The organism is Pantoea sp. B566, from assembly GCF_024793925.1.
Classification (GTDB): Bacteria; Pseudomonadota; Gammaproteobacteria; order Enterobacterales; family Enterobacteriaceae; genus Pantoea; species Pantoea ananatis.
Genome location: NZ_JANUQL010000003.1, coordinates 3,830,140 through 3,854,609 on the forward strand (window position 1 = coordinate 3,830,140; position 24,470 = coordinate 3,854,609).

General features: G+C 54.0%; 22 protein-coding genes. 14 read left to right on the forward strand and 8 right to left on the reverse strand.

Annotated features, from left to right (window positions below):
- The first annotated feature begins 17 nt into the window (after positions 1-17).
- Positions 18-596, forward strand: coding sequence for a D-sedoheptulose 7-phosphate isomerase (gene lpcA / locus NYE92_RS19420; RefSeq protein WP_014593004.1), 579 nt, complete (start codon positions 18-20; stop codon positions 594-596).
- A 54-nt stretch (positions 597-650) separates the two neighbouring features.
- Complete coding sequence (locus NYE92_RS19425; RefSeq protein WP_013024770.1) at positions 651-1,424, forward strand: class II glutamine amidotransferase; 774 nt, start codon at positions 651-653, stop codon at positions 1,422-1,424.
- Here the strand turns inward: NYE92_RS19425 and dpaA are convergent.
- On the reverse strand, positions 1,389-2,129 hold the full coding sequence (dpaA, locus tag NYE92_RS19430; RefSeq protein WP_014606503.1) for a peptidoglycan meso-diaminopimelic acid protein amidase: 741 nt from the start codon (positions 2,127-2,129) through the stop codon (positions 1,389-1,391). The two genes, NYE92_RS19425 and dpaA, sit on opposite strands and share 36 nt — an antisense overlap.
- Before the next feature lie 246 nt (positions 2,130-2,375).
- On the opposite strand from dpaA, the gene dinB reads away from it, so the two are divergent.
- Positions 2,376-3,431, forward strand: coding sequence for a DNA polymerase IV (gene dinB, locus NYE92_RS19435; RefSeq protein ID WP_014593005.1), 1,056 nt, complete (start codon positions 2,376-2,378; stop codon positions 3,429-3,431).
- Between the two features lie 1,696 nt (positions 3,432-5,127).
- On the opposite strand, the gene NYE92_RS19440 is transcribed toward dinB, so the two are convergent.
- The 6 genes from NYE92_RS19440 to pepD form a co-directional block, all read right to left on the reverse strand.
- The gene (locus tag NYE92_RS19440) at positions 5,128-6,195 is read right to left on the reverse strand and encodes a sugar ABC transporter substrate-binding protein (protein ID WP_014593006.1); all 1,068 of its coding nucleotides are present in this window, start codon (positions 6,193-6,195) and stop codon (positions 5,128-5,130) included.
- A gap of 30 nt (positions 6,196-6,225) precedes the next feature.
- Positions 6,226-7,227, reverse strand: a complete 1,002-nt coding sequence (locus NYE92_RS19445; RefSeq protein ID WP_013024774.1) for an ABC transporter permease — start codon at positions 7,225-7,227, stop codon at positions 6,226-6,228.
- Positions 7,224-8,729: a sugar ABC transporter ATP-binding protein gene (locus tag NYE92_RS19450; protein WP_015700891.1), complete on the reverse strand. Its 1,506-nt coding sequence runs from the start codon at positions 8,727-8,729 to the stop codon at positions 7,224-7,226. Before NYE92_RS19450 ends, NYE92_RS19445 begins: the two co-directional genes overlap by 4 nt.
- 313 nt (positions 8,730-9,042) lie before the next feature.
- Positions 9,043-10,014: a threonine/serine dehydratase gene (locus NYE92_RS19455; RefSeq protein ID WP_013024776.1), complete on the reverse strand. Its 972-nt coding sequence runs from the start codon at positions 10,012-10,014 to the stop codon at positions 9,043-9,045.
- 27 nt (positions 10,015-10,041) lie between these two features.
- Positions 10,042-11,034 carry an ornithine cyclodeaminase family protein gene (locus NYE92_RS19460; RefSeq protein WP_019106682.1) on the reverse strand — a complete coding sequence of 331 codons (993 nt, stop codon included), beginning with the start codon at positions 11,032-11,034 and terminating at the stop codon, positions 10,042-10,044.
- Positions 11,035-11,307: 273 nt separating this feature from the next.
- A complete protein-coding gene (pepD, locus tag NYE92_RS19465) occupies positions 11,308-12,765 on the reverse strand; it encodes a beta-Ala-His dipeptidase (RefSeq protein ID WP_029569686.1) in 1,458 nt (485 codons plus the stop codon).
- Between the two features lie 252 nt (positions 12,766-13,017).
- Here pepD and gpt point away from each other — a divergent pair, with 252 nt between their 5' ends.
- From gpt to crl, 3 genes are all read left to right on the forward strand, one after another.
- Positions 13,018-13,476 (forward strand): xanthine phosphoribosyltransferase, encoded by a 459-nt coding sequence (gene gpt, locus NYE92_RS19470; protein WP_014606498.1) that lies wholly within the window; start codon positions 13,018-13,020, stop codon positions 13,474-13,476.
- A 115-nt stretch (positions 13,477-13,591) separates the two neighbouring features.
- The gene (frsA, locus tag NYE92_RS19475; protein WP_028714855.1) at positions 13,592-14,845 is read left to right on the forward strand and encodes an esterase FrsA; all 1,254 of its coding nucleotides are present in this window, start codon (positions 13,592-13,594) and stop codon (positions 14,843-14,845) included.
- 119 nt (positions 14,846-14,964) lie between these two features.
- On the forward strand, positions 14,965-15,366 hold the full coding sequence (gene crl / locus NYE92_RS19480; protein ID WP_015700889.1) for a sigma factor-binding protein Crl: 402 nt from the start codon (positions 14,965-14,967) through the stop codon (positions 15,364-15,366).
- 218 nt (positions 15,367-15,584) lie between these two features.
- Here the strand turns inward: crl and ompC are convergent, their stop codons facing one another.
- Positions 15,585-16,703 carry a porin OmpC gene (ompC, locus tag NYE92_RS19485; protein ID WP_116197549.1) on the reverse strand — a complete coding sequence of 373 codons (1,119 nt, stop codon included), beginning with the start codon at positions 16,701-16,703 and terminating at the stop codon, positions 15,585-15,587.
- A gap of 351 nt (positions 16,704-17,054) precedes the next feature.
- Here ompC and proB point away from each other — a divergent pair, with 351 nt between their 5' ends.
- The 8 genes from proB (at position 17,055) to NYE92_RS19525 (ending at position 24,444) form a co-directional block, all read left to right on the forward strand.
- A complete protein-coding gene (gene proB / locus NYE92_RS19490) occupies positions 17,055-18,158 on the forward strand; it encodes a glutamate 5-kinase (protein ID WP_014593015.1) in 1,104 nt (367 codons plus the stop codon).
- A gap of 9 nt (positions 18,159-18,167) precedes the next feature.
- Positions 18,168-19,421 (forward strand): glutamate-5-semialdehyde dehydrogenase, encoded by a 1,254-nt coding sequence (gene proA, locus NYE92_RS19495; protein WP_259019365.1) that lies wholly within the window; start codon positions 18,168-18,170, stop codon positions 19,419-19,421.
- A gap of 359 nt (positions 19,422-19,780) precedes the next feature.
- Positions 19,781-20,500 carry a LexA family transcriptional regulator gene (locus NYE92_RS19500; RefSeq protein ID WP_029569687.1) on the forward strand — a complete coding sequence of 240 codons (720 nt, stop codon included), beginning with the start codon at positions 19,781-19,783 and terminating at the stop codon, positions 20,498-20,500.
- A gap of 422 nt (positions 20,501-20,922) precedes the next feature.
- Positions 20,923-21,201, forward strand: a complete 279-nt coding sequence (locus NYE92_RS19505; RefSeq protein WP_013024787.1) for a hypothetical protein — start codon at positions 20,923-20,925, stop codon at positions 21,199-21,201.
- Between the two features lie 196 nt (positions 21,202-21,397).
- Positions 21,398-21,865 (forward strand): hypothetical protein, encoded by a 468-nt coding sequence (locus NYE92_RS19510; protein ID WP_013024788.1) that lies wholly within the window; start codon positions 21,398-21,400, stop codon positions 21,863-21,865.
- Entirely contained in the window at positions 21,862-22,209 is a 348-nt protein-coding gene (locus NYE92_RS19515; RefSeq protein WP_013024789.1) for a hypothetical protein, read from the forward strand. Before NYE92_RS19510 ends, NYE92_RS19515 begins: the two co-directional genes overlap by 4 nt.
- Complete coding sequence (locus NYE92_RS19520) at positions 22,206-22,496, forward strand: hypothetical protein (protein ID WP_013024790.1); 291 nt, start codon at positions 22,206-22,208, stop codon at positions 22,494-22,496. The genes NYE92_RS19515 and NYE92_RS19520 overlap by 4 nt, the downstream gene beginning before the upstream one ends.
- 199 nt (positions 22,497-22,695) lie before the next feature.
- Positions 22,696-24,444 carry a glycosyl hydrolase family 28-related protein gene (locus NYE92_RS19525; RefSeq protein ID WP_259019366.1) on the forward strand — a complete coding sequence of 583 codons (1,749 nt, stop codon included), beginning with the start codon at positions 22,696-22,698 and terminating at the stop codon, positions 24,442-24,444.
- Positions 24,445-24,470 lie beyond the last annotated feature (26 nt).

A 24,470-nucleotide genomic window follows, 5' to 3' on the forward strand; every position in this document is an offset into this window, starting at 1 on the left:
CTACAAAGGACAAGTCTATGTATCAGGACATTATTCGTTCAGAGCTCAATGAAGCGGCAGAGACGTTGAATCACTTTCTGAGTGACGACGCGAACATTCACACCATCCAACGGGCGGCGGTGATGTTGGCTGACAGCTTCAAAGCGGGCGGCAAAGTGCTTTCCTGCGGCAACGGTGGTTCTCACTGTGATGCGATGCACTTTGCTGAAGAACTCACGGGCCGCTACCGTGAAAATCGTCCTGGATATCCGGCTATTGCCATTTCAGACGTCAGCCACCTTTCCTGCGTGAGCAATGACTTCGGCTATGACCACGTCTTTTCCCGTTACGTTGAAGCGGTAGGGCGTTCAGGCGACGTGCTGCTCGGGATCTCGACGTCAGGAAACTCGGCCAACATCATCAAGGCCGTTGAGGCTGCGCGTGCGCAGGGGATGAAAGTGATCACTCTGACGGGTAAAGATGGTGGCAAGATGGCTGGCAGCGCGGACATTGAAATCCGTGTGCCGCATTTTGGCTATGCCGATCGCATTCAGGAGATCCATATTAAAGTGATTCATATCCTGATGCTGCTGATTGAAAAAGAGATGGTCAGGTAACAGCACGACTGGCCTCCTGAGCGGCAGGAGGCGTTTTGACATAAGGCGGTTGCTATGTGCGAATTGCTCGGGATGAGCGCCAATGTTCCCACCGACATTTGTTTCAGTTTTACCGGATTAGTGCAGCGCGGCGGCGGAACAGGGCCGCATAAAGACGGCTGGGGTATTACGTTTTACGAAGATAAAGGTTGCCGCACCTTTAAAGATCCCTTGCCGAGTTTTAATTCCCCCATTGCGCGTCTGGTGCAGGAATACCCGATCAAGTCCCATTCCGTCGTGGCGCATATTCGCCAGGCGAACCGTGGGCCGGTCTCTCTGGAAAACACCCATCCGTTTACGCGGGAACTGTGGGGGCGAAACTGGACCTATGCGCACAACGGGCAGCTTAAAGGCTACAGGCAACTGGAGACCGGAACCTTTCGTCCGGTTGGTGAAACCGACAGTGAAAAGGCATTCTGCTGGATCCTGCACAAGCTGGCCACGCGCTATCCGCGTACGCCAGGTAACTGGCCTGCGGTCTTTCGCTATATCGGCGAACTGGCGGGTGAACTGCGGCAGAAGGGCGTGTTTAACATGCTGCTGTCGGATGGTCGCTACTTAATGGCGTTCTGCTCCACCAATCTGTTCTGGATTACCCGCCGAGCCCCTTTTGGCCGGGCGCAGCTACTTGATCAGGATGTGGAAATTGATTTCCAGAAACATACCGGCGCGAACGATGTGGTCACTGTCATTGCGACACAGCCGTTAACGGGGAATGAAACCTGGCACCGGATAGTGCCAGGCGAATGGGCTTTATTTTACCTTGGAGAGCGCCAGGAACGACTGTGAGGCCGCTTCGGGTTGTGTGATGACCGGGCTGCTGTTCATCACATATCTGCCGCTGGCAACATTCACCGTTGGCGGCTGATGATATTGCGCAAAGTAGGCATAGCCGGGCTGAAGCTGCTTCCAGAAATCCGCATAGGTGGAATAGCGATGACGCTGCATATTGCTCTCCGTCATGCGAAACGGATAAATGGCAATATTCACTTCCTGCTGGCCATTGCGTAATGCGGCGTTCACATAAGTGAAAATCTGATCCATGTAAGCATTGGTCATGGCATAGCAGCCGATAGACTTGCAGTCGCCATGAATCATCAGGTAGTTACCGCTGTAGCCCTGATCGCGGTCATATTGGTTGGGAAAGCCAATATTAATCGCGCGGTAAAAACGGCTGTCTGGCTTCAGTTGATTCATTTTTACGCTGTAAAAACCTTCCGGGCTTTTAAAATCGCCTTCACGACGTTTAGGGCCAAGGCCGCCAGAAAAGTTGCAGATGCGGTAGGTATCCAGCAAACGGTACTCATTACCGATTTTGCCGTATAGCTCAAGCGTACGCTCTTCCTTAAAGATCTGAATATAAACCGGTGTACCGATTAGCTGTTTCTTTAATTCTTTACTGACCGGGGCCAGTTGCTGAACCGGCTCAGGAGTCATTGCCATGCTGAGGGCTGGCAGTAAAATCATCGCAAACAGAAGTGCGATTTTGCCCATGCTGTGTATACCTTGAAGTGAAGAAGAACAATGGCGCGGTAAGTGCGCCTCTGTTTGCATTATCGGAACTTTCCGCTACCGCAGCGCAACATTAAACATTGTGTGTTTTTTTAGCAATACAGCGCAGAGCAAAATGTCCATTTCTTTGATGGAATAGCGCTGAAAATTTGTAAAGTTTGTTAGCAACTGCAAGAAATATTGCACAAGTCTCTTCTGACTGTATACTTATCCAGTACTGGAGGGGCGATGCGTAAGATCATTCATGTCGATATGGACTGCTTTTTTGCTGCAGTGGAAATGCGTGATGACCCTTCATTACGTGATATTCCCATGGCCATTGGCGGCAGCCGCGATCGCCGCGGCGTGATCAGTACCGCTAACTATCCGGCACGTAAATATGGCGTGCGCAGTGCGATGCCGACCGGTATGGCATTAAAGCTTTGCCCCCATCTGCGTTTATTGCCCGGGCGCTATGAAGTCTATAAAGAAGCCTCCAGCCAGATTCGCGCCATCTTTTCCCGTTTTACCTCCCTTATTGAGCCGCTGTCGCTGGATGAAGCCTATCTGGACGTTACCGACAGCACGCACTGCCAGGGCTCTGCCACGTTGATCGCCCAGGAGATCCGCGCCACTATTTTTCGCGAAACGCAGCTTACCGCCTCGGCGGGCATCGCACCGATCAAGTTCCTTGCCAAGATCGCCTCCGATTTAAATAAGCCGGATGGTCAGTACGTCATCACGCCTGCGCAGATGTCTGACTTTTTGCTGGCATTACCCTTGGCAAAAATCCCCGGCGTGGGGAAAGTCTCGGCAAAAAAGTTGGAAGAGATGGGCCTGCACACCTGCGCCGACGTGCAAAATGCCGATTTGGCGCTGCTGCTAAAACGGTTTGGTAAGTTTGGCCGGATATTATGGGAGCGCAGCCACGGTATTGATGAACGCGGTGTGGTGGTGGAACGCGAACGGAAATCATTAGGCGTTGAGCGTACGCTGGCTGACGATATCGACAGCTGGGAGCGCTGCCTGGAAATCATTGATTACCTCTATGCCGAGCTTGATCGGCGCCTGACGCAGATTCGCCCCGATAAGCATATTGCGCGCCAGGGCGTGAAGCTGAAGTTCAGTGATTTCCAGCAGACGACTCAGGAGCATGTCTGGCCGGTGCTAAATAAAGAAGACATGATTGCCGTGGCGCGTAAAACCTGGGATGAGCGCCGGGCGGGTCGCGGTGTGCGGCTGGTGGGATTGCATGTGACGCTGGTGGATCCGCAGCTGGAGCGGCAGCTGTTGCTGGGCATATAGAGGGAGTTCCGCCGTTGGCGGGGATGGGTTTTGCTCTGGTTCTGCCCGGCTGGGCGCTACGGTTTTGCACTGAGTATGTTCCGCCCGGCTGGGCGTTATGGTTTTGTTCTGAGCATGTTCCGCCCGCCAGGCGGCAGGGAGTTTCAGCCTGCCCGTGCAGGCGGTCGGGTTAAGGGGCTCGCGCCAGCCCCTTAACAATCCCGGCGTCCGGCAGCCGCCGCTGTTCCTTCGTCGTTAGCTGCGGCCTGACGGACCGTCCGGATGCGCCATCCCTGGCGCAGCCGTCCTCGTCGCGGCTTCCCTGCCGCGCCGTCCTGGCCTTCGCTCTCTCCTCAGCGCGGCGGATGCCTCAGGAAAACCCCCGCCTGTGGGATTTTGTTCTTTGTTTGGTGTGGTTTTGCCTGGAGGGTTTTTCTTTAATGAGTTTGCCCTCAAGGCTGGCGCATACTTTGCCTGCCTGCGGGTATTTACGGTTTTGCTCCGTGCAGATTCCGCCCGCCAGGCGGTGGGGAGTTTCAGCCTGTCCATGCAGGCGGTCGGGTTAAGGGGCTTGCGCCAGCCCCTTAACAATCCCGGCGTCCGGCAGCCGCCGCTGTACCTTCGTCATTCACTGCGGCCTGACGGACCGTCCGGATGCGCCGTCCCTGGCGCAGCCGTCCTCGTCGCGGCGTCCCTGCCGCGCCGTCCTGGCCTTCGCTCTCTCCTCAGCGCGGCGGATGCCTCCGGAAAACCCCCGCCTGTGGGATCTTGTTCTTTGTTTGGTGTGGTTTTGCCTGGGGCCTGCCAGGTGGTAAATCCACGGTTTTGCTCCGAGAATATTCCGCCCGCCAGTCGCCGGGGAGTTTCAGCCTGTCCGTGCAGGCGGTCGGGTTAAGGGGCTTGCGCCAGCCCCTTAACAATCCCGGCGTCCGGCAGCCGCCGCTGTTCCTTCGTCGTTTGCTGCGGCCTGACGGACCGTCCGGATGCGCCGTCCCTGGCGCAGCCGTCCTCGTCGCGGCTTCCCTGCCGCGCCGTCCTGGCCTTCGCTCTCTCCTCAGCGCGGCGGATGCCTCAGGAAACCCCTCGCCTGTAAGATTTTCTGTTTTTCTAAAAGACTGGTTTTGTCTGTTATTAACAGCATGCAATAGAATTCTGATGAAACAAAAAATGAACACTAATGGGGCGGATGCTTTTATGGCACCTGAAGCGATACGGAAGTTGGTTTTAACCCAGTGACTGAAGCGGGGGGTTTTGGGCCGGCCATCCCACTCGCTGAGCGGATGCAGGATTTCCGGATGAGCCGACAGGACGTCGGCGAAAGTCAGGCCGCGCCAGGGACGGCGCGTCCTGGCGGTCCGGCAGAAATCCTGAAGCAGTGAAGGGACCGCGCAGCGGCGGGTGGGCAGGACGGGAGCCCGGGGTCAAGGGGCCGCGGCGACTGGCGGCCCCTTGTCGGTCGCCCGCACGGGGCGAGCTGAAACTGCCTGCCGCCTGGCGAGCGAAACCTTCCCGGAGCTTTGTGACTGGACGCCGCTCAGGCTGGAAAGCCGGGAGCCCGGGGCGTACTGAAACTGCCTGCCGCCTGGCGAGCGAAACCTTCTCAGAGTTTCATGACAAGCCGTTGCTAAGGTCGCCAACAAAACCAAAGCCACGTTCATGCAATGAACATCCCCGCTCAGGCAGCCCCCCTTAACCACCCCTGTTCGGCGACGAACACCTACTTCTTATATTTCGCTTCCAGCGTCGCAAACCACGGCTGGACGAAATCCTCATTACTGCCCCAGCCTGGAATAATCTTGTTCAGCGATGCTACGTTCACCGCACCAGGATGGCTGTTGAGCGCCTGCTGAGAAATCGATGCGGCTTTGAATTCATACGTCGCTGGGGTGGTTTCACCGGCAATCTTGTTCGCTACCAGGCGCATATTTACGGCCCCGATGGTTTTAGGGTCGACGGCGACGGTCTGTACCCACGGGCTGCCTTTCTGACGCATCAGCTGCAAATCCTGATTGGAGACATCAATGCTGTACAGTTTGATCTCTGTACGGCCATTCTCCTGCAGCGCTTTATAAGCGCCCTGGCTGAACGCATCCCACGCGCCCCAGATGGCATCGATCTTGCCTTTGGGGTATTTCGCCAGAATAGCGCCCACTTTATTGGCGGTGTCGCCCTGAACATCCGTTGATACCGCGCCAATCGACTCAAGTTGATGAATGCCCGGGTTCTCTTTCAGCAGTTTTTCATAAACCACCTGACGACGTTCCATCGGTGGGAAACCCGCTACCCATAATTTAACGATGTTGGCTTTACCGTTGAAATCTTTGATTAACTGTCCCAGAGACAGTTGAGCCAGAGAAGCATCGTCCTGAGCTGTCACCGTAACGCCCGGAATCGGGGTATCCACCGGTGTATCAAATACCGAGACTTTAATACCAGCGTCCGCAATGCGTTTTACCAGCGCGCTAGCGTATGGCGCTTTGCCATGTGACAGAACAATACCGTCGTATTTCTGGCTGATGGCCTGATTCACGAAATCCTGAAAGCGCGCATCGTCGCCGTTGCTGAGAAACGTACTGACTTTAAAGCCCAACTGGCGGCCTTGTTGAATCGCCCCCGCAACAAACTGTGTGGTGTTGTCGTCTGAGCCAAGGTTACGGATAACCGCAATACGGATCGGCCCTTCATGGTTAGCGATAGCGGCAGGAACGGGCGTAACGGTGTCGGCAAACGCTGCGCTGGCGTTTAGCAGGCTTAATGCCAGCAGCGAGAGTGTTATCTTTTTCATTATTCTTAACTCCAGTAAGGGGAATGCGCCTCAGCGGCGCTGAACGTACGTGATAGCCAGTGCTAAAGCCAGCACCAGCCCTTTAATAATGTCCATGGCGTAATAGGGCACGGATAACATCACCAGACCGTTTTGCAGCACGCCAAGAATAACGGCACCAAGTAGCGTACCCAGCGCATTCGGTTTACCTGAACCGGCAAGGGATAAGCCGATCCAGGCCGCAGCGACGGCATCCATCAGATAACCGCCGCCCGCATTCACCTGCGACGATCCAATGCGTGAGGCCAGCAGAATACCGCCCAGCCCCGCTAACAATGAGGCGATAACATAGGCCAGTACGCGATAACGCGTGGTACGAATACCCGAAAGTCTGGCGGCTTCGGGATTACCGCCCAACGCGTACATGCGGCGACCGTGCTTTGTCAGGGATAGCGCCAGCTGTGCAACGACCGTGACAACCAACATGATAATGACGATGGTGGGCACCTGGCCAAGCAGGTTAAAGGTTGCCGGAATTGTGCCCTCAGCCATGTCGCCGCTGGGCAACACCATATTTTCCGTAATCGATCCACCAAAGCTGTATGTCATTGCCACGCCCTGAATCACAAACAGGGTGGCGAGTGTTGCCAGCATGTCGGGAATACGCAGCACCACGATCAGGAAGGCGTTGAACAGGCCGACCAGCGTACAAAGGGCCAGCGTAATCGCGATAGCCGCCGTCGTATCAAAGCCGTACCAGACGAATAACGAAATCACCAGGGCGTTTGCCAGTGAGGCGGTCGAACCAACGGAAAGATCGAAGCCGCCCACGGTCAGCGACACGGAAACGCCCACGGCGATAACGGTCACGATGGCGATAGATCGCAGGATATTAATGATATTGTTCGGCTCCAGAAAACTGTCGGATGCCAGACCAAAGGCTGCGATCAATATCACTACCGTCAGCAGCATGCCCCACTTGTACAGGAAATCGAACAGTTGATGGCGCAGCGAGGAAGACGCTGCATTCAGGGATAAGTCTTTACTGCTCACGCAGGGGTTCCTCCGGTGGAATAGAGCAAAAGTGTCTCTTCTGTGGCTTGCCGTCCCTCTAACTCCGCCACAATACGTCCATCCCAGAGCACACAAATACGGTCGCATAAGCCGACCAGTTCAGAAAATTCGCCAGAGGCGTAAATTATCCCTTTGCCTTCTTGGGCAAGGTTGCTGATCAGCGTGAACAGCTCCGTTTTGGCTTTAACGTCCACGCCTTTCGTGGGTTCATCAAAAATCAGTACGTCGGCGTTGTTGCGTAACCACTTGCCTATCGCCACTTTTTGCTGATTACCGCCTGAGAGACGACGCAACTGCTGCGCCGGGCCTGTCGTACGTACGCTGAGACGACGGATAACCTCCTCTGCCCAGCGCCAGGCCTGACGATGACCAAACAGGCTCCAGCGGGAAAAACTGTCGTCTGCGCTGATACTCAGGTTCATCGCCACCGATTCATCAATGAAAATGCCTTCTTTGCGACGCTCTTCTGGCACGAGGGCCATGCGCTGTTGCACCGAGTCGTGTGGCGATCGCGGTTTCCAGCGTTTACCGTGCAGTTCACCGCCTGAAACACGGCTCTTACTGGCACCGAACAGCGCCTTGCAGAGTTCGGTTTTCCCTGCACCGGCCAGACCGGCAATGCCCAGAATCTCGCCTTTGTGCAGGCGCAGCGAGATATCCTGTAGCAGGTGTTCATCATGCAAACCCTCCACCGCCATGAGCACTGACTGCGGCTGAAAGGGGCGACGCGGGGGATAAATATCGGTTAACGGATGCCCCAGCATTTTTTCAACAATCTGCTCACCGCTCAGCGAAGCCATCGGGGCGCTTTCGATCAGCCGTCCATCGCGCAGCACCGTCAGGCGATCGCAAATGGCTTTCAGCTCGTGGATGCGGTGAGAAATAAACACCACGCCAATGCCGCTGGTCTGCAGGCGACGGACCACGGCGAACAGGCGTTCGCTCTCGTGCTGGTCTAGCGGCGCAGTAGGTTCATCGAGGATCAGAAAGCGGCAGTGATGCGACAGGGCTCTCGCCAGCAGAATTTGCTGCTTCTCCGCCAGCGAGCAGCGCTCTACCGGGCGTTTAACATCTATGCTGGCATCCAGTTGGGCCAGCAGTTGGCGCGCCTGGCGACGAATATCGCCCCAGCGAAAGCCGTGGCCGGGCTCGGCCAGCTGATCCAGCAGAATATTTTCAGCGACGCTTAATTGCGGCACCAGCGCCACATCCACCTCCTGCTGTACAAGGTGAATGCCCAACTGCTTCGCGTCTCGCGGGCTGCGAATCGACACAGGTTTACCGTCCAGCAGAATCTCGCCGCTGTAGTGACTATGGGCGCCCGAGAGCACCGCCATCAGCGTAGACTTACCGGCACCATTGGCCCCGGTCAGAGCATGAACCGAGTGGCCTTCACTCTGAAAATCCACCGACGTTAACGCGGCAAATCCGCCAAAATCGATGGAGATGTTACGCATCTCAAGGCGATTTAAAGCACGCATTGCAGGGATCTCCATTAAAGTCACTGACCACATTTTTTCCTGAAGCATCAGGCACGGCAACAGCCGAAAGCGCATAAGTTAGCACAGAAACTTATTAGCCATCCAGACATCTGGACATAATGGCGGCTAAAGCTGGTGAAGCGCAGTAAGTTGGTGATTTAGCGGCAGGAAGTGGGCTTACTCCAGCGGATTATGCTGCGCAGGCACCAGGAACGCTGTGACGCGCTTTCACTCATCAGGAAAGAATGCGCGCGCGCTGGGATGCTGAAGGCCAACGTGACCCGGTTAATCTTTAAAACGGGGGCAGGGCAGGTTATTTGAATGCGTAAACCTCGGCTAAGTCGGCCAGATCCCAGTTTCCCCCAGTGAGCAGCACACACACTTTCTCGTCGGGTTGCAGGCTAACCGATCCCGCCAGTAGCGCACCGAGACCGATTGCGGCGGCCGGTTCCGCAATCAATTTTGCATCCCTCGCAAGCACGCGCATGCCCTGAATAATATGTTCTTCATCTACCACAATAATCTCGTCGACGTACCTCTCGATAATGGGGTAGGGATTACGTCCCGGTACGCTAATTCTTAAGCCGTCAGCGATGGTGTTGAGCAGCGGAAGGGAGGTGGGCTGCTGGTTGATCCGGCTTTGATAATATTTCGGCGTCAGGGCTGGCTCAGCCCCAATGACCCTGACAGCGGGGCGAGATTCTTTGATGGCCGTGGCGACACCGGAAAGAAGCCCGCCACCGCCCAGCGGCACGATCACGGTATCCACATCCGGTAAATCATTCAGTATTTCGCAGCCGATCGTGCCCTGACCGGCCATAACCATTGGATCTTCAAAGCCATGCACCACCGCATAGTTGTTTAGCTCGGCAATCTCATAGACTTTTTTCCAGCGCGAGGCGTTGTCGCCATCGAAGAGAATAATCTCCGCACCCAGGGCCCGGGTGTTCTCGATTTTGATTTTCGGCGTCGTTACCGGCAACACCAGAACCACTTTCACGCCCAGCATGCTGGCCGCATACGACAGGCCCTGCGCATGATTGCCTGATGAACTTGAAATAATGCCGTGAGCAAAGGCTTCAACGGGCAGGGAAAGCACTTTATTTAACGCACCGCGAATTTTAAACGCGCCGGTAATTTGCAGCGTTTCCGGTTTGAGATAGAGCTGGCAGCCCACCTGTTTTTCAATTTTCTCAGCGCGCAGCAAGGGTGTGTGACGAATATGGGCGGCAATGCGCTGTTGCGCTTCGTGAATATCTTGCAGGGTAGGATACTGACGCGTCATAGCGGTTACCTTCGTCTGGACGAAAAATTATTCAAAAAAAGCAAAACGGGTTCCGACGCCTTTTTCAATCGCTTTGCGGTAAATTTTACCGGCGGTCGTGTTGTCCTGGATGGACAGTCCGGTGGAGTCAAAAAAGGTAATTTCCGCCTCGTTCTCTCTGCCCGGTTTATTGCCCAGCAAGATTTCACCTATCTCAGCATGAATCGCGTTTTCACTGATGATGTTTCTGTCCAGCGCGTGCCAGGTTTCCCCTTTCTGCGTGCACTGGGTCAGGGAATCGACAACGATTTTTGCCCGGCTGAAAATCTGCGGATCGAACTCCTGCTTGCCGCGCTGGTCGGTGCCGATGGCGATGATATGGGTGCCGGGCTTGATCCAGCTGGCTTCAACCAGCGGCCCTTTGCCTCGGGTGGTGGTAATGACAATATCGGCTTGCTCCACCGCGGCCTGACAGCTCTCAGCCACAATCACCGGAATGCCAAACGTGCTTTCAATATCCTTTTTAAAGGCAATACGGGTTGCTGGCGTTCGGCTCCACGCATGAATCTCCTCAATTTGCATTACCCTGACAATGGCGCTGATCTGCATCCTGGCCTGATTGCCGGTGCCTATCATCGCAATTTTTTTTGCCCCGGCGCGCGCCAGCGCCTTCACAGAAACGGCACCCGAGGCGCCGGTTCGCAGGCCGGTAATCAGGCTGCCGTCCATGACGCAGCACAGCGCACAGCTACGGGCATCAAATAAAATTACCGTTCCCATGCCGCCCGGCAGGCCATATTCCACCGGATTCTGGGGAAAAGGACCGGAGGAAGCCTTCATCGAAATCAGTTCACTGGTTTTGTAATAACTGGTTTTGAAGTCGATTTCCCCTCCCGCTTCGGGGAGATGCAGGCCAATATAATCCGGCTGTTCCACCAGGTTGCTGTTGAACGCTTTGTAGGCTTCTTCTACGGCCTCAATGACGTCGTCGGTGCTGATGAGCTGACGGACTTCCTGTTTGGTAAGCAATAACGTATTCATGCACCCTCTCATTGCGCAGTGAAGAAGGCCTCTCCGTCACACAAAAGGCATGATGCAGTGGCCGGAGGCAGTTTGGCTAATGCGCATTATTGCATCGGCGGTGCAACAGAAAATGTCAATTTGCGGGTGGAATAAACGCATTTAGCTGTTTTAGCGAGCAATAGCGAAAGCGCATGCTAAGTCAGTGCCGGGTAGCGAGGGAGGGGGCCAAAAGGGGCAATAAAAAAGGGTTTATGATGAACATAAACCCTCAGAGACGTTATCGCGCTGGAATTACTTTTCGGGCACCACGTTCAGCAGCGTCGTCAGCAGTTTCCAGTAAAGACCGACGCTCTCGATGTGCACCTGCTCATCGGGTGAGTGGGGACCGGTGATCGTTGGGCCAATTGAAACCATATCCATATCTGGATAAGGCTTTTTGAACAGACCACATTCCAGGCCTGCGTGAATAACCTGAATGTTAGGCGTCTTGTTGAACAGTGCCATGTAGGTTTCACGGGTCAGTGCCATAATGGGCGAATCTGCATCTGGCTGCCAGCCAGGGTAGCCGCCTTTCGGCTTCGTTTGCGCGCCTGCCAGCTGGCCCAGTGAGGTTAACATCTGCACAACGTAATCGCGGCCGGTATCGATCAGCGAACGAATCAGGCAGTTAATTTCTGCTTTATCGGCCTCCATCGTGACCACGCCGACGTTCAGTGAGGTTTCAACCACGCCTTTGGCAACGTCAGAGTTACGGATCACGCCGTTTGGCGTGCTGTTCAGCAAATTCAGGAAGCGATCGCGGCTCTCTGTCGTCAGCGCATCACCCTGATGGGCAACCGGCTCGGTGACAAAGGCGATGTTTTTCTCTTTCACGCCGTGTTCATTTTGCAACGCGGCCAGGAAGCTGGCGGCTGCCGATTTCAGGTTGTCCACTTTGCTGCTGTCAACAGACACGGTCGCAAAGGCTTCACGTGGAATCGCGTTACGCAGTGTTCCCCCGGTGAACGTCACCAGACGTAAATCCAGCTCTGCGGCATGGGCGGCAAGGAAACGAGCCAGTAACTTGTTGGCATTCCCCAGGCCCATATGAATATCTGCGCCGGAGTGGCCGCCACGCAAACCTTTCAGCGTAAGCTTCAGGGTTTCGCTACCAGCCGGAACGGCTTCACGAGTCAGGGGGAGCGTAGTGATAAAGTCGATACCGCCCGCGCAACCCATGTAGATCTCACCTTCTTCTTCCGAATCGGTGTTGATCAGAATATCGGCCTGCAACCAGCCAGGCTGTAAGCCAAACGCGCCATCCATGCCGGTTTCTTCGGTCATGGTCAACAAGACTTCCAGCGGGCCGTGAGTCAGGCTGCTGTCCGCCAGGACGGCCAGCGCAGACGCCATGCCAATGCCGTTATCGGCACCCAGCGTCGTGCCGCGCGCTTTCACCCATTCGCCATCAACATAAGGCTGGATAGGATCTTTGGTGAAGTCGTGAACGGTATCGTTGTTTTTCTGCGGCACCATATCAAGGTGAGCCTGCAGCACCACCGGGGTGCGCTTTTCCATCCCCGGGGTGGCTGGTTTACGGATCAGAATATTGCCTACCTGATCGCGCTCACACCAGAAACCTTGTTCTTTAGCCCAGCCAACGATATAGCTTGCCAGTGCTTCTTCATGAAAAGAAGGATGCGGAATAGAGCAGATCTTAGCGAAAAAATCCCACAGTGGCTGTGGAGAGAGTTGAGACAATTCAGACACGACAAGTCTCCTGTGTCAGTGCGCCGGCCAGGCCGGACATTGCGAAGTTCCAGTGAAAGATCGCCGTCAGTATACCGACGAGATAGGGCGAGAATATCACTGTTTCTCACCCGGTGTGATATTCAACGCGTTAAAAAGCCGCAACCAGAAGCCAGGTGCTGGTTTTTAGCGCGTCATGTCCTTATAATCTCGCGCAACCTTTTCCCCGTTGCACATTTTTTAAGCCACACTGACTGGCTGGGATACCTATTTATGAGCGAAAAATACGTCGTTACCTGGGACATGCTGCAGATTCATGCCCGTAAACTGGCTCAACGCCTGCTTCCTGTTGAACAGTGGAAAGGCATCATTGCAGTCAGCCGCGGCGGTCTGGTACCGGCTTCGCTGCTGGCACGTGAACTGGGTATTCGCTATGTCGATACCGTTTGTATTTCCAGCTACGATCACGATCACCAGCGCGAAATGAAAGTGTTAAAGCGCGCAGAAGGCGATGGCGAAGGCTTTATCGTGATTGACGACTTGGTTGATACCGGCGGCACCGCACAGGCCATTCGCGAAATGTACCCAAAAGCCCGTTTCTGCACCATTTTTGCTAAGCCTGCGGGCCGTGAGCTGGTTGACGATTATATCGTTGATATCCCTCAGAACACCTGGATTGAGCAGCCATGGGACATGGGCGTGGTCTATATTCCGCCGATTGTAAAAAGCTGATTGATGTAACACAAACAACGCCCGGTTTTCCGGGCGTTGTGCTTTCTGCGCCTCGCGAGTTGTTTTGCGGTACAGTACACTTACTTACCGCTGTTAATGCTGTCAGAGAGGTAATATGCCTGGCAAAAACCTGAGCGTTGAGCTGTTCAAGCCTCGTTTTAAACACCCTGAAACCTCGACCCTGGTGCGACTGCGTCGTCACGCCACACATGAGGTGCATTCTGCGCTGGATGGGGACAGCCAGCGTGGCTGGTACCGGATGCTTAATAAGCTGATGTGGGCCTGGCGTGGTTTGCCCTCCCAGGAGATTAGTGAGGTGCTGGCGCGAATCGCCATCAGCGATGTTGAGCACACCAATTCGGCGCTGCTGGATACGGTCATCGGTTACCGTAACGGTAACTGGAACTACGAGTGGAGCAGGCAGGCGGGCATCTGGCAGCAGCGGGCACTTGACGCGAACACCGACGAACACGATCGGGCTGGTCACGACTGGTTACATGCGTCGCATCTCTACAGCGTGGCGGCGTATCCTTATATAAAAGGCGATGAGCTGGCCGATCAGGCGCAGACGCTGGCCAGCCGCGCTTATGAAGAGGCAACCCAACGGCTACCCGGAGAGCTTAAAACGCTCACCTTTCCGATTCAGGGCGGCAGCCCGGTAAGCGGCTTTTTGCATATGCCGTCCGGCGTGGACGCGCCTTATCCCACCGTCATGTTTTGCGGCGCGCTGGATTCGCTACAAACCGATCATTATCGTCTGTTCCATGACTATCTGGCACCGCGTGGCATTGCCATGCTCACGCTGGATATGCCTTCCGTGGGCAATTCGATGAAGTGGAAGCTCAGCCAGGATACCAGCTTTCTGCATCAGCAGGTCCTGCGTGACCTGACCTCTGTTCCCTGGATCGATCACACACGCGTTGCCGCGTTGGGCTTTCGCTTTGGTGCCAATGTGGCGGTCCGTCTGGCCTATCTCGAATCACAGCGGCTTAAAGCCGTGGCCTGTCTGGGACCGATCGTACACAGTCTGCTGACGCAGGCTCCTCTGCAGAACAAAGTGCCGGATATGTATATGGATATGCTTGCCAGCCGACTCGGCATGACGGGCACCACGGACAGCGCATTGCGGGCGGAACTGCTTAGCTACTCCCTGAAAAATCAGGGCTTGCTGGGGCGCAGAACCTCAACGCCAATGTTGTCCGCCTACTGGACAAACGATCTCTTCAGCCCGGAAGAGGAGAGCAAATTAATTGCTAACTCCTCGTCGCAGGGTAAGGCCTTGTTAATTCCGGTAAAACCGGTGATCGCCAGTTTTGATAAGGCACTTAATGAAATCAGCGACTGGCTGGCACAACGTTTGCAAAGATAGCTGGCAAAATTTGCCGTGTTTGCTACAACTACTAGCTGGAATCATTCGGATCGTCGAAAGACAGAGCAGCATGGCTGCTACGGTTCGGAATATAAAGCCTGTCCTTATGGAGAATTAGCATGACGTTACCGAGTGGCCATCCCCGCAGTCGCCTGCTTAAACGCTTCACGGAACTGGGACCTTACATCCGTGATGGAAAGTGTAGTGAAAACCGTTTTTTCTTCGACTGCCTGGCTGCCTGCGTGAATGTAAAACCTGCGCCCGAACTGCGTGAGTTCTGGGGCTGGTGGATGGAGTTGGAAGCGCACGCCGATCACTTTACCTACGTTTATCACATTGGTCTGTTTGACAAAGAAGGCGACTGGTCTGTCGCTACGATCAAGGGCAAAGATAACAACGCCCGCGTGGAAGAAACGTTACGTAATTTCCACGGCCGTCTAAAAGAGATGCTGAAAGAGTTTGAACTGGATCTGGTGCCTGCCAGTGATTTTGATGAAAAACCGGTAAAACTCAGCGCCTGACATCAGGCCCCTGCGAGGGCCTTTTTTGTACCCGCCTCAGGCAGCCAGAGTATCTGCAGGCAGACAGAGTCATGGGGCGACAGGAAAAGGAAAGGGCGAGTTTTGCAACTCGCCCTTTTAATAGACACATTCACATTGAGGGTAAAGCACTAAGCCTCTCCATAGCGCGGGCCGTCATTCCCTCGACAGTCCCTCTCGCCAGGCAAGACTCAGATTCATCAGAACTGGTAAGTCAGGCCAACAGCAACAACGTCATCGTTGTTAAGCGCCAGCTTGTTGTCTTTATCCAGTTGGTTAATTTTGTAATCAACAAAGGTCGACATGTTTTTGTTGAAGTAGTAGGTCGCGCCCACGTCGATATATTTAACCAGGTCAGCATTGCCGATACCGTTTTCGATATCTTTGCCTTTGGTCTGCACGTAGCCAATGGATGGACGCAGGCCGAAGTCAAACTGATACTGCGCAACCAGTTCCAGGTTGTCAGCTTTGTTGGCGAAACCACCTACTGTACCTGTAGTATTGCTGAAGCTGCCTGGAACTGAAATTGGCGTCATGTTACGGGTTTCTGTATAGATCGCCGCAAGATAAACGCTGTTGGCATCATATTTTAAACCAGTACCCCATGATGTGGCTTTATCGCCGCGACCATAGGTTCCCGCGACTTGGGCATTGGTACGATCAGATGAAGTGATCGCACCTAATACGCTTACACCAGAATCAGGAATGGTATAGCCCAGTGATGCACCAAAACCATCGCCGTTCTGGCGGGAGGTATCTGTACGGCTGTTTGCAGAAGTCGAGTCATTTTTACCCTGATACTGAAGAGCAAACTTCAGACCATCCACCAGACCAAAGAAGTTGGTGTTACGGTAGGTCGCTACGCCAGTAGCGCGCTGTGCCATAAAGTTGTCGGTACGTGCCGTGCCGTCACCACCAAATTCCGGGAAGACGTCAGTCAGAGACTCAACGTCATACAGCACGCCGTAGTTGCGGCCGTAGTCAAATGAACCGTACTGAGAGAATTTCAGACCGGCAAAGCCCAGACGGGTTTTGTTGCCGTTGTTGGCATCGGAGCCTTCTGAGTTGTTGGCGTTGTACTGATATTCCCACTGGCCGTAGCCGGTCATCATATCGTTAATCTGCGTCTGGCCTTTAAAACCAATACGCACATAAGATTTATCGCCGTTAGCACCGGCATTGTCGCTGAAGTAATGCTCGGCTTTAACCTTGCCGTAGAAATCCAGCTTGTTACCATCTTTGTTATAAACTTCAGCGGCCTGCGCAGCAGAGGTCAGGGCCAGAGCAGATACCACGATTGCCAGTGTACTTTTCTTCATTTGCTATCAATCCCAATGAGTAAAAATTTTTTGTCCTCAACGTCTTCCTGTTACAGGCATGGCTGCCTTTATTCTCCGGCTGCTCAGTGAACAGGCCGGGGGGCATTCAGTTGCCGCCTTGTTACAACAAGAAAACTTTTGAGGCATCAATGAAAAAGTTTGTAAAACACGGACTTTTTACCGATCAACGATGAACTTTTTATGACAATTTTGATGTTTTGTTGTTAAGAGGGAACTTTTGGTCTAATTGACGCTCTGCGAAATTTGCAGTTTTTCCCTTACTGGCTGTTGGCTTCCCTCACTGCACCTGTTAAAAAGTCGGTTCACAGAAATTTTTTACGGCAGGACAACATGAGTGGCAGTCAGACCCTTGTGGTCAAATTGGGTACCAGCGTTCTTACCGGCGGTTCGCGTCGGTTAAACAGAGCGCACATGGTGGAATTAGTGCGTCAGTGCGCGCAACAGCACGCCGCCGGCCATCGTATTGTGATTGTGACCTCCGGCGCGATGGCGGCCGGTCGTGAGCATCTGGGGTACCCCGAACTGCCGCCTACCATCGCCTCAAAGCAGCTGCTAGCTGCGGTGGGGCAAAGTCGTCTTATCCAACTGTGGGAACAGCTGTTTTCCATCTATGGCATTCATATCGGTCAGATGTTACTGACTCGCGCCGATATGGAGGATCGTGAACGCTTTCTTAATGCGCGCGATACTTTGCGTGCCTTGCTGGATAACCACATCGTGCCCGTCATCAATGAAAATGACGCGGTTGCCACCGCTGAAATCAAAGTGGGTGACAATGACAACCTGTCTGCGCTGGCAGCCATGCTGGGTGGGGCAGACAAGCTGCTCTTACTGACCGACCAGCCGGGGCTGTTTACTGCCGATCCACGTAATAATCCAGAGGCGGAATTAATCAGCGATGTGCATATTATCGATGATGCGTTGCGCGCCTTAGCGGGCGGCAGCGTGTCCGGACTGGGAACGGGCGGAATGTCGACCAAACTGCAGGCCGCAGACGTTGCCTGCCGCGCCGGTATCGATGTGATTATTGCTGCAGGCAGCCGCAGCGGCGTCATTAGCGATGTCATTGCGGGCAAGCCGGTGGGCACCCTGTTTCATGCGCAGCAAACGCCGCTTGAAAACCGCAAACGCTGGATTTTTGGTGCCCCGCCAGCAGGCGAAATTACCGTGGACGACGGCGCGCTTGCCGCCATTATCGAGCGCGGCAGCTCACTGCTGCCAAAAGGTATCCGCGAGATTCAGGGCAATTTCTCCCGTGGAGAAGTCATCCGTATCCGCAGCCTGCAGGGGCGCGATATCGCCCACGGCGTTTCGCGCTATAACAGCGACGCGATGCGCATGATCGCAGGGCATCATAGTCAACAGATAAGCGAAATTCTGGGCTATGAGTACGGGCCGGTTGCGGTACATCGTGACGATATGATCGTCAGCTAAGGAACAGTTATGCTTGAAGAAATGGGAAAGGCGGCGCGTGCCGCAGCCTGGGCGATGGCGGACCTGTCCGCAGCCGAAAAAAATCAGGTTTTGCTCACGATTGCTGACCGACTTGAAGCAGAAAGTGAGATTATTTTAACAGCGAATGAGCAGGATCTGGCCGAGGCGCGACAGAACGGTTTGAGCGCCGCGTTGCTCGATCGTCTGACCTTAACGCCGGCGCGCCTCAGCGCGATTGCCAACGATGTCCGCCAGGTCTGCCAGTTAGCGGATCCGGTCGGGCAGGTGATCGATGGCGGCCAGCTGGACAGTGGGCTGCGCATTGAGCGCCGTCGCGTACCGCTTGGTGTGGTGGGGGTTATTTATGAAGCGCGTCCAAACGTTACCGTGGACGTCGCCAGCCTGTGCCTGAAAACCGGCAACGCCGCGATTCTGCGCGGCGGGAAAGAAACGTGGCGCACCAATGCAGCGACGGTGCGGGTGATTCAGACTGCCCTACAGCAGCACGGTTTACCGGCGGCGGCGATTCAGGCTATCGAAAATCCGGATCGTGAGTTAGTCAATCAGCTACTCAAACTGGATCGGTATGTGGATATGCTGATCCCGCGTGGTGGGGCGGGCCTGCATAAGCTCTGCCGGGAAAATTCTACTATCCCGGTGATCACCGGTGGAATCGGGGTTTGCCATATTTATATCGATGACACCATGGACGTTGCCCCTGCACTGGACATCATCGTCAATGCCAAAAAACAGCGTCCGAGCGCCTGTAATTCGCTGGAAACGCTGTTGATTGACGCCGCGATTGCCGATCGTTTTCTACCGGCTTTTACTGCGCGCATGGCCGAAGAAAATATCCCCTTACATGCTGATGCCAATGTTCTGACGCGGCTGCAACAGGGGCCTGCCAGCGTAACGGCCGTGAAAGCGGGCGACTATGACGATGAGTGGCTGTCGCTCGATCTGAACGTCAAACTGGTCGCTGATATGGATGAGGCGATTGCGCATATCCGTATGCATGGCACCCAACATTCCGACGCTATCCTGACGCGTAGCACCAAGAATGCGGCCCGCTTTGTGAAGCAGGTGGACTCTTCTGCGGTGTACGTCAACGCCAGTACACGTTTTACCGACGGCGCACAGTTCGGTCTGGGCGCAGAAGTTGCCGTCAGTACGCAAAAACTGCACGCCCGCGGCCCTATGGGGCTTGAAGCGCTGACCACCTACAAATGGATTGCCTGGGGTGATGACACCCTGCGTGCATAACTGCATTTTTTAAAATAAAACGGGGGCCTGTTCAGGCTCCCGTTTTTTTTATGCTGCTTTTTCCGCGCCACTCAATGGTAGAGTCTTACGTTTTTTGATGCGTTTTTAAGCCGTCAGAATGATATTGATCGACCAGGACGATTCAGTAGCCTGGCCTTTTTTTACAAAGAATGACTGAAAAGTGAGACTGCACGCGGCTTGCCGACGCATTTTGTGGTTCGCTGTGCGGTGATAGGGTGACAAATAATCAGAAATGCTAAGTCATGCTGTTAGGTAGTAAACTGACGGTAATATAAAATGAACTGGTAGCAAAAATGAAAAGAACATTCAGCGCCTCTTTCACGGTCAATTATTAACTAATGGTTAAAAAAGAAAGTACCAGACAAGCTTTCACCGCAAGGCTGATTGCAGCCTGCGAAAGTGCGGGCATTACTGGACACGGACGCAATAAACAGGTCGCCTGTGCGTTACAACGCCAGGGTTGCAAGATTTCAGCACCGGGCGTGTGGAAATGGTTCAACGCGCAGTCCGTACCCGATAATGGCAATTTACTCGCGCTCAGCCAGTTACTGGGCGTCAGGGTTGAGTGGCTGCAACACGGTATGGATCAGCCTCCGGAATCCTATCCCCTTCACGCATTTCCCGGCCCAAAAAACACCTTTCGCGTGAACAGTTTTGATTTAGGGCAAAAGTCAGCGGTAGGCGATGATTTTGTCGAAATCATTCAGGCCATTGAATACGATCAGGATGAGGCCCGGGTTCTGTTCAGCGGCCGTCCTGCCGACCATATCCGGCTCATTGCCATAAACAGCGATGCCATGTCCGATACCTTTGGCCCGCGCGATCAGCTGTTTGTTGACATAAGCGTTCAGAATTTTGACGGAGACGGTATCTACATTTTTACGTTGGATGAGCAGCTGTATCTCAAGCGTCTGCAGCTGCAACACAAAAGAATTGCCGTCATATCGGACAACAAACGTTACGAAACCTGGTATCTCGACAGAGACGATGTCGAGAGTTTAAACGTACTGGCTAAAGTCATTATGAGTCAGGCCCGGCAGTATCATATTCTGGGATAGGCCATCCAGCAGGCCCGCCCGCATACTCTGCAAAAAAATAATCGGCCTAAATTCAAAAAGTTAACTTACAGTTAAAAATAAATTAACTGGTGGTATTTGATAAAGCATAAGAACCTGTTAATAATTTGAACATGGATGAAACAACGTGTTACCTCATGGATGAAACGCTCTTAAACAATTGAGGCGCTGCACAAGCGCGAATCAACCCCCCCAAAAGCTAATGAGCTTTGGGATGGGGTGGATGCGCCTAATGCAGCGTCGTCAGATGCCGCCTGTTCCCTTTTGCTGACCCTTCCACCTGACTGATTAATCAGCCGGGAGGTGCGCCTGCGAACAGCATTCAGCGACATTCGAGCCTGTTCTTCAGACCCAAAACACTCGCCAGCCACCCTATCGCCAAAGACTCATTCACAGGAGGAGTTATGGCGATAATTCACTATGGCAAAAGCGTTTTCATCGGCAACGCACGTACCCGCCGTCATCAGCGGCGTCAACCTCTCAACCGTCTCAAACAAAGCATCGACGATGCGCTTAACTACCCACCCGAACCCCGACCTTTGCGACGCGCTGAACAAATTTGTCAGCGGCAGGTTACTTCTGTGGTTGACCGCGCGGTAAGCGCGCCACAGCGGAGAAGCAAAGAGATTTCAGGTTTTGATAACTGCTGTCTGCCCCATGTTCACCTTTACGCGGTTCGCTGAACGCGACGACCGTCACCGATCCACTGCCTGTAGCAGGCCGCGCCATCCTCCCTTCCTGTGCCTGATTTTTAGGCAAAACGTTAGTGCTGCTGCATTTTTAACCGTTCTGCCGCTGCGTTTATCGCTGGCACTAATCAGTTTGCTTTATGTTTTTTCATGGTGGATGGGCTGCCTGCATCATCACTGAGGAGTTTCTATGAGCCAGATTATTGCAATACTGAATTTCGAAGAAGGTTACGCCGAAATGCCCTATCTCGATTCACTGGGGTTTCCTACGGTTGCCGGAGGGATTCGTATCGGACCAAAAGGGGCGTCATTAAGTAACTATGTGCTGCGGGTGCCGCGTCGGGTGGGCGATGTGTGGAAACAGTGCATTCTGGAAAACAAAATCACGGATATGCAAAGTCGCGCTCCCCTGAAGCAGGCGCTGGCAAAGTGCAATGACGCACGAACCGATGTGTTGATGAGCATGGCATACCAACTGGGCGTTGACGGAGTTTTGCAGTTTAAAAATATGCTCAGTGCCATCACGCGTGAGCATTTTACGGAGGCGGGCGATGCCATGCTCAACAGTCTCTGGGCCCGGCAAACCCCCGGGCGCGTCAGGCGTCATGCTGAAGTCATGCGTAGCGGTAACTATGACATCTACCGGGGGCTGCTATGAGATGGTTATTTTTCATCATTGCCGTGCTGACCGTCATCATTATTTTGCTGCTGATGCAGCGTTTCACCACGCTGCAGTTTGTTTCTCACGCCAAATTGTTATTTAAAACCTGGTCTGTATGGCTGGCTTCGCTGGGGTCAATGCTCAGCGCCTGGGTTCAGTCATTTCCGTCGTCTGCTCTCAGTGCGTGGCAAACGCTGCCTGACGATGTGAAGAGCATCCTTCCCCACAATTACCTTGGTCTCATTGGCGCCTTTATGGTGGCGATGGGCGTCATTGCGCAATTTGTTCGCCAGAAAAACCTGCTGAATGAAAAGCGCCAGAGCAAAGAGGAGGCATCATGACGTTTTTTTCTCTGTTTACCAGCGGCTGGCACGGGCTGGCGGCGATGGGTGCACTGATCATCGCCGTCGTTGCCAGCTACGTCGGAGGTAAGAAAATCGGCAAGGTGCAACAGCAAGCCCGGTCGGAAGCCGACAGCGCCAGGCAAGAGGCAAATCGCATGGCGAATGTTACTCATCAACAGCAACGCAATAGTGAGGAGGCGAAGCGTGTGGCGACTGATAACCTTAATCTTGATGACGCTGCTGCTCGCGACAAGCTGCAGCAGTCCAAATATCACCAACCCTGAGCCCATCATTTATCGCGATTCAGCCTGCATCCTCTTTTCCCCGATTTATACCCATGGCGATGACGCCAATAAGGCCGACATTCGCACCGTGCGCGCCATTAACAGCCATAACGATTTATGGGATGTCCTGTGTGGTCATTCCGCTGCCGAAGATTCTTTAACCTTCTGATTTACAGCCTATTATCCTGAGGAGGATATCATGATTGAAGTTAACTCATTTGCTGAGCTTCGTACGACCATGCCGTCAAAACCAGGTGAAATTGCCGTACTGAAACGCTACTACGATAAAGATTCCAGCTTTCGTGGCGGCGGCGATTTTGTGGGGTTTACCGGCACCACGATTTTAAAAGATGATGGCGGTACGGTAGCCATAGGAAACGGCTTCTACTGGAAGCGTTCAATCAACGATCCGCGAGAAGTGAACATCCTGCATTTTGGGGCCAAGGGCGATGGCGTCACGGATGACACCGATGCGTTTAAACGTATTCTCGGCTGGTCACAAACTTACAGCCAGAATATGAAGGGATTGCCGGTACGTTTCCCGGGCGGGCGTTTTCTGATTATGCCCATGGATCTGAGCAATGCAGAAATCCCGTTCTTTGGCCTGGCCGGGGACGATCTGGCGCTGGGTTCTCTGCCCGGCACCACCATCGTGTCAGATAAAAGTGCCAATACCCTGTTCAAAGTTCAGGCACGGCGTACCACCATTCGTGGGATTACCTGGGACGGACAGGCCACGGCGGATACCGTCACCAACACGGCCACCATTACCCCTGAAATGTGCAGCAATGTTCAGCCGTTTTTTGAAAACAGTTGTATGGCAGGGCAAATCGTTAATATCAGCTGCTTTCGGGGGCAGCGCAGCGGTGGAACCATCTTTAAGCTGCAGGACACGCTCGACAGTAAGTTTGAGCAAATCTATACCAATACCACCTACTCGCGCGTTTTCGATATCGGCTGGTCAGGTTCCCCCAACGGCGTCTGGGATCACTCTACGGCCGTTGAGTTATGCAATGCGAATTTCCAGACGGGCTATGGTGATGCCACGCTGTATATGCCGCGTATGACGCAGGCGATTATGCGTAACGTCTGGATTGAACATACGCGCAATCCCGGCGATCTGTCTGATGGCGGCTGGACCATTGATACGCTCAACGTCGAGAACTGCAGTACCCCATTAATACTGAACAACGCCCGCGTGGTAATGCGTCATATTAACCTGCAGTCAGGTTCAAAGCTCAGCCAGGACCTTGTGGCAGGCAAGTGGCTTTCTACCTTCGAGTATGGCTATCGACGTGACGAGAACTACGGCACTTTCATGAGCGGTTCGCTACGGGCCGGGTACTTTAGTGGCTATAAGGTAGTGAACAATACGGAGACGGATAACTGGTATCGTCTTGGACAGGTATTTTTCCCGGCACCCAATCAACAGTGGGTCATTGAGTTGATCGGTAAAGCGGATAACACCACGCCTTCAGGTACGGCAGGCTCGCCCGTCAATATGCCCGGCACGGGCAAGACCTGGATCCACCTGCAGCGGCTGGATACGGTCTGGGCAGATACCTGCCATATGGGGCAGCCTGCGGTGATGGACATTCGCTATAACCGTGTGGGAACCACCTATGCCGGTATCTGGGTTAAGCTGCGAGCCAACAGTGGTGAAACCATGTTTAACCTGAAAACCACCGGTCCGACGCGCTTTGATACGGGTTCCTGTTCCCTGTTTCAGAGTGACCTGTCCCTGGTTGATGACGTATCGAAAGTGGGCACGCTCAAGCCAGCGGCCCGCTTTGGGTTACATAATGGCGTCGCGGGCGTGGGCGCCAATGAAAAAGGCGTGGTAACCCTCGCCACGGCGGCGGGGTCGCCGACCAATAAAACAACGCCGACGGGTTTTGTGCTCATCAATATTAACGGTACCGATCGTAAAGTCCCTTATTACGATTAACGCTGGCAATCCTACGCGAGGCTTCG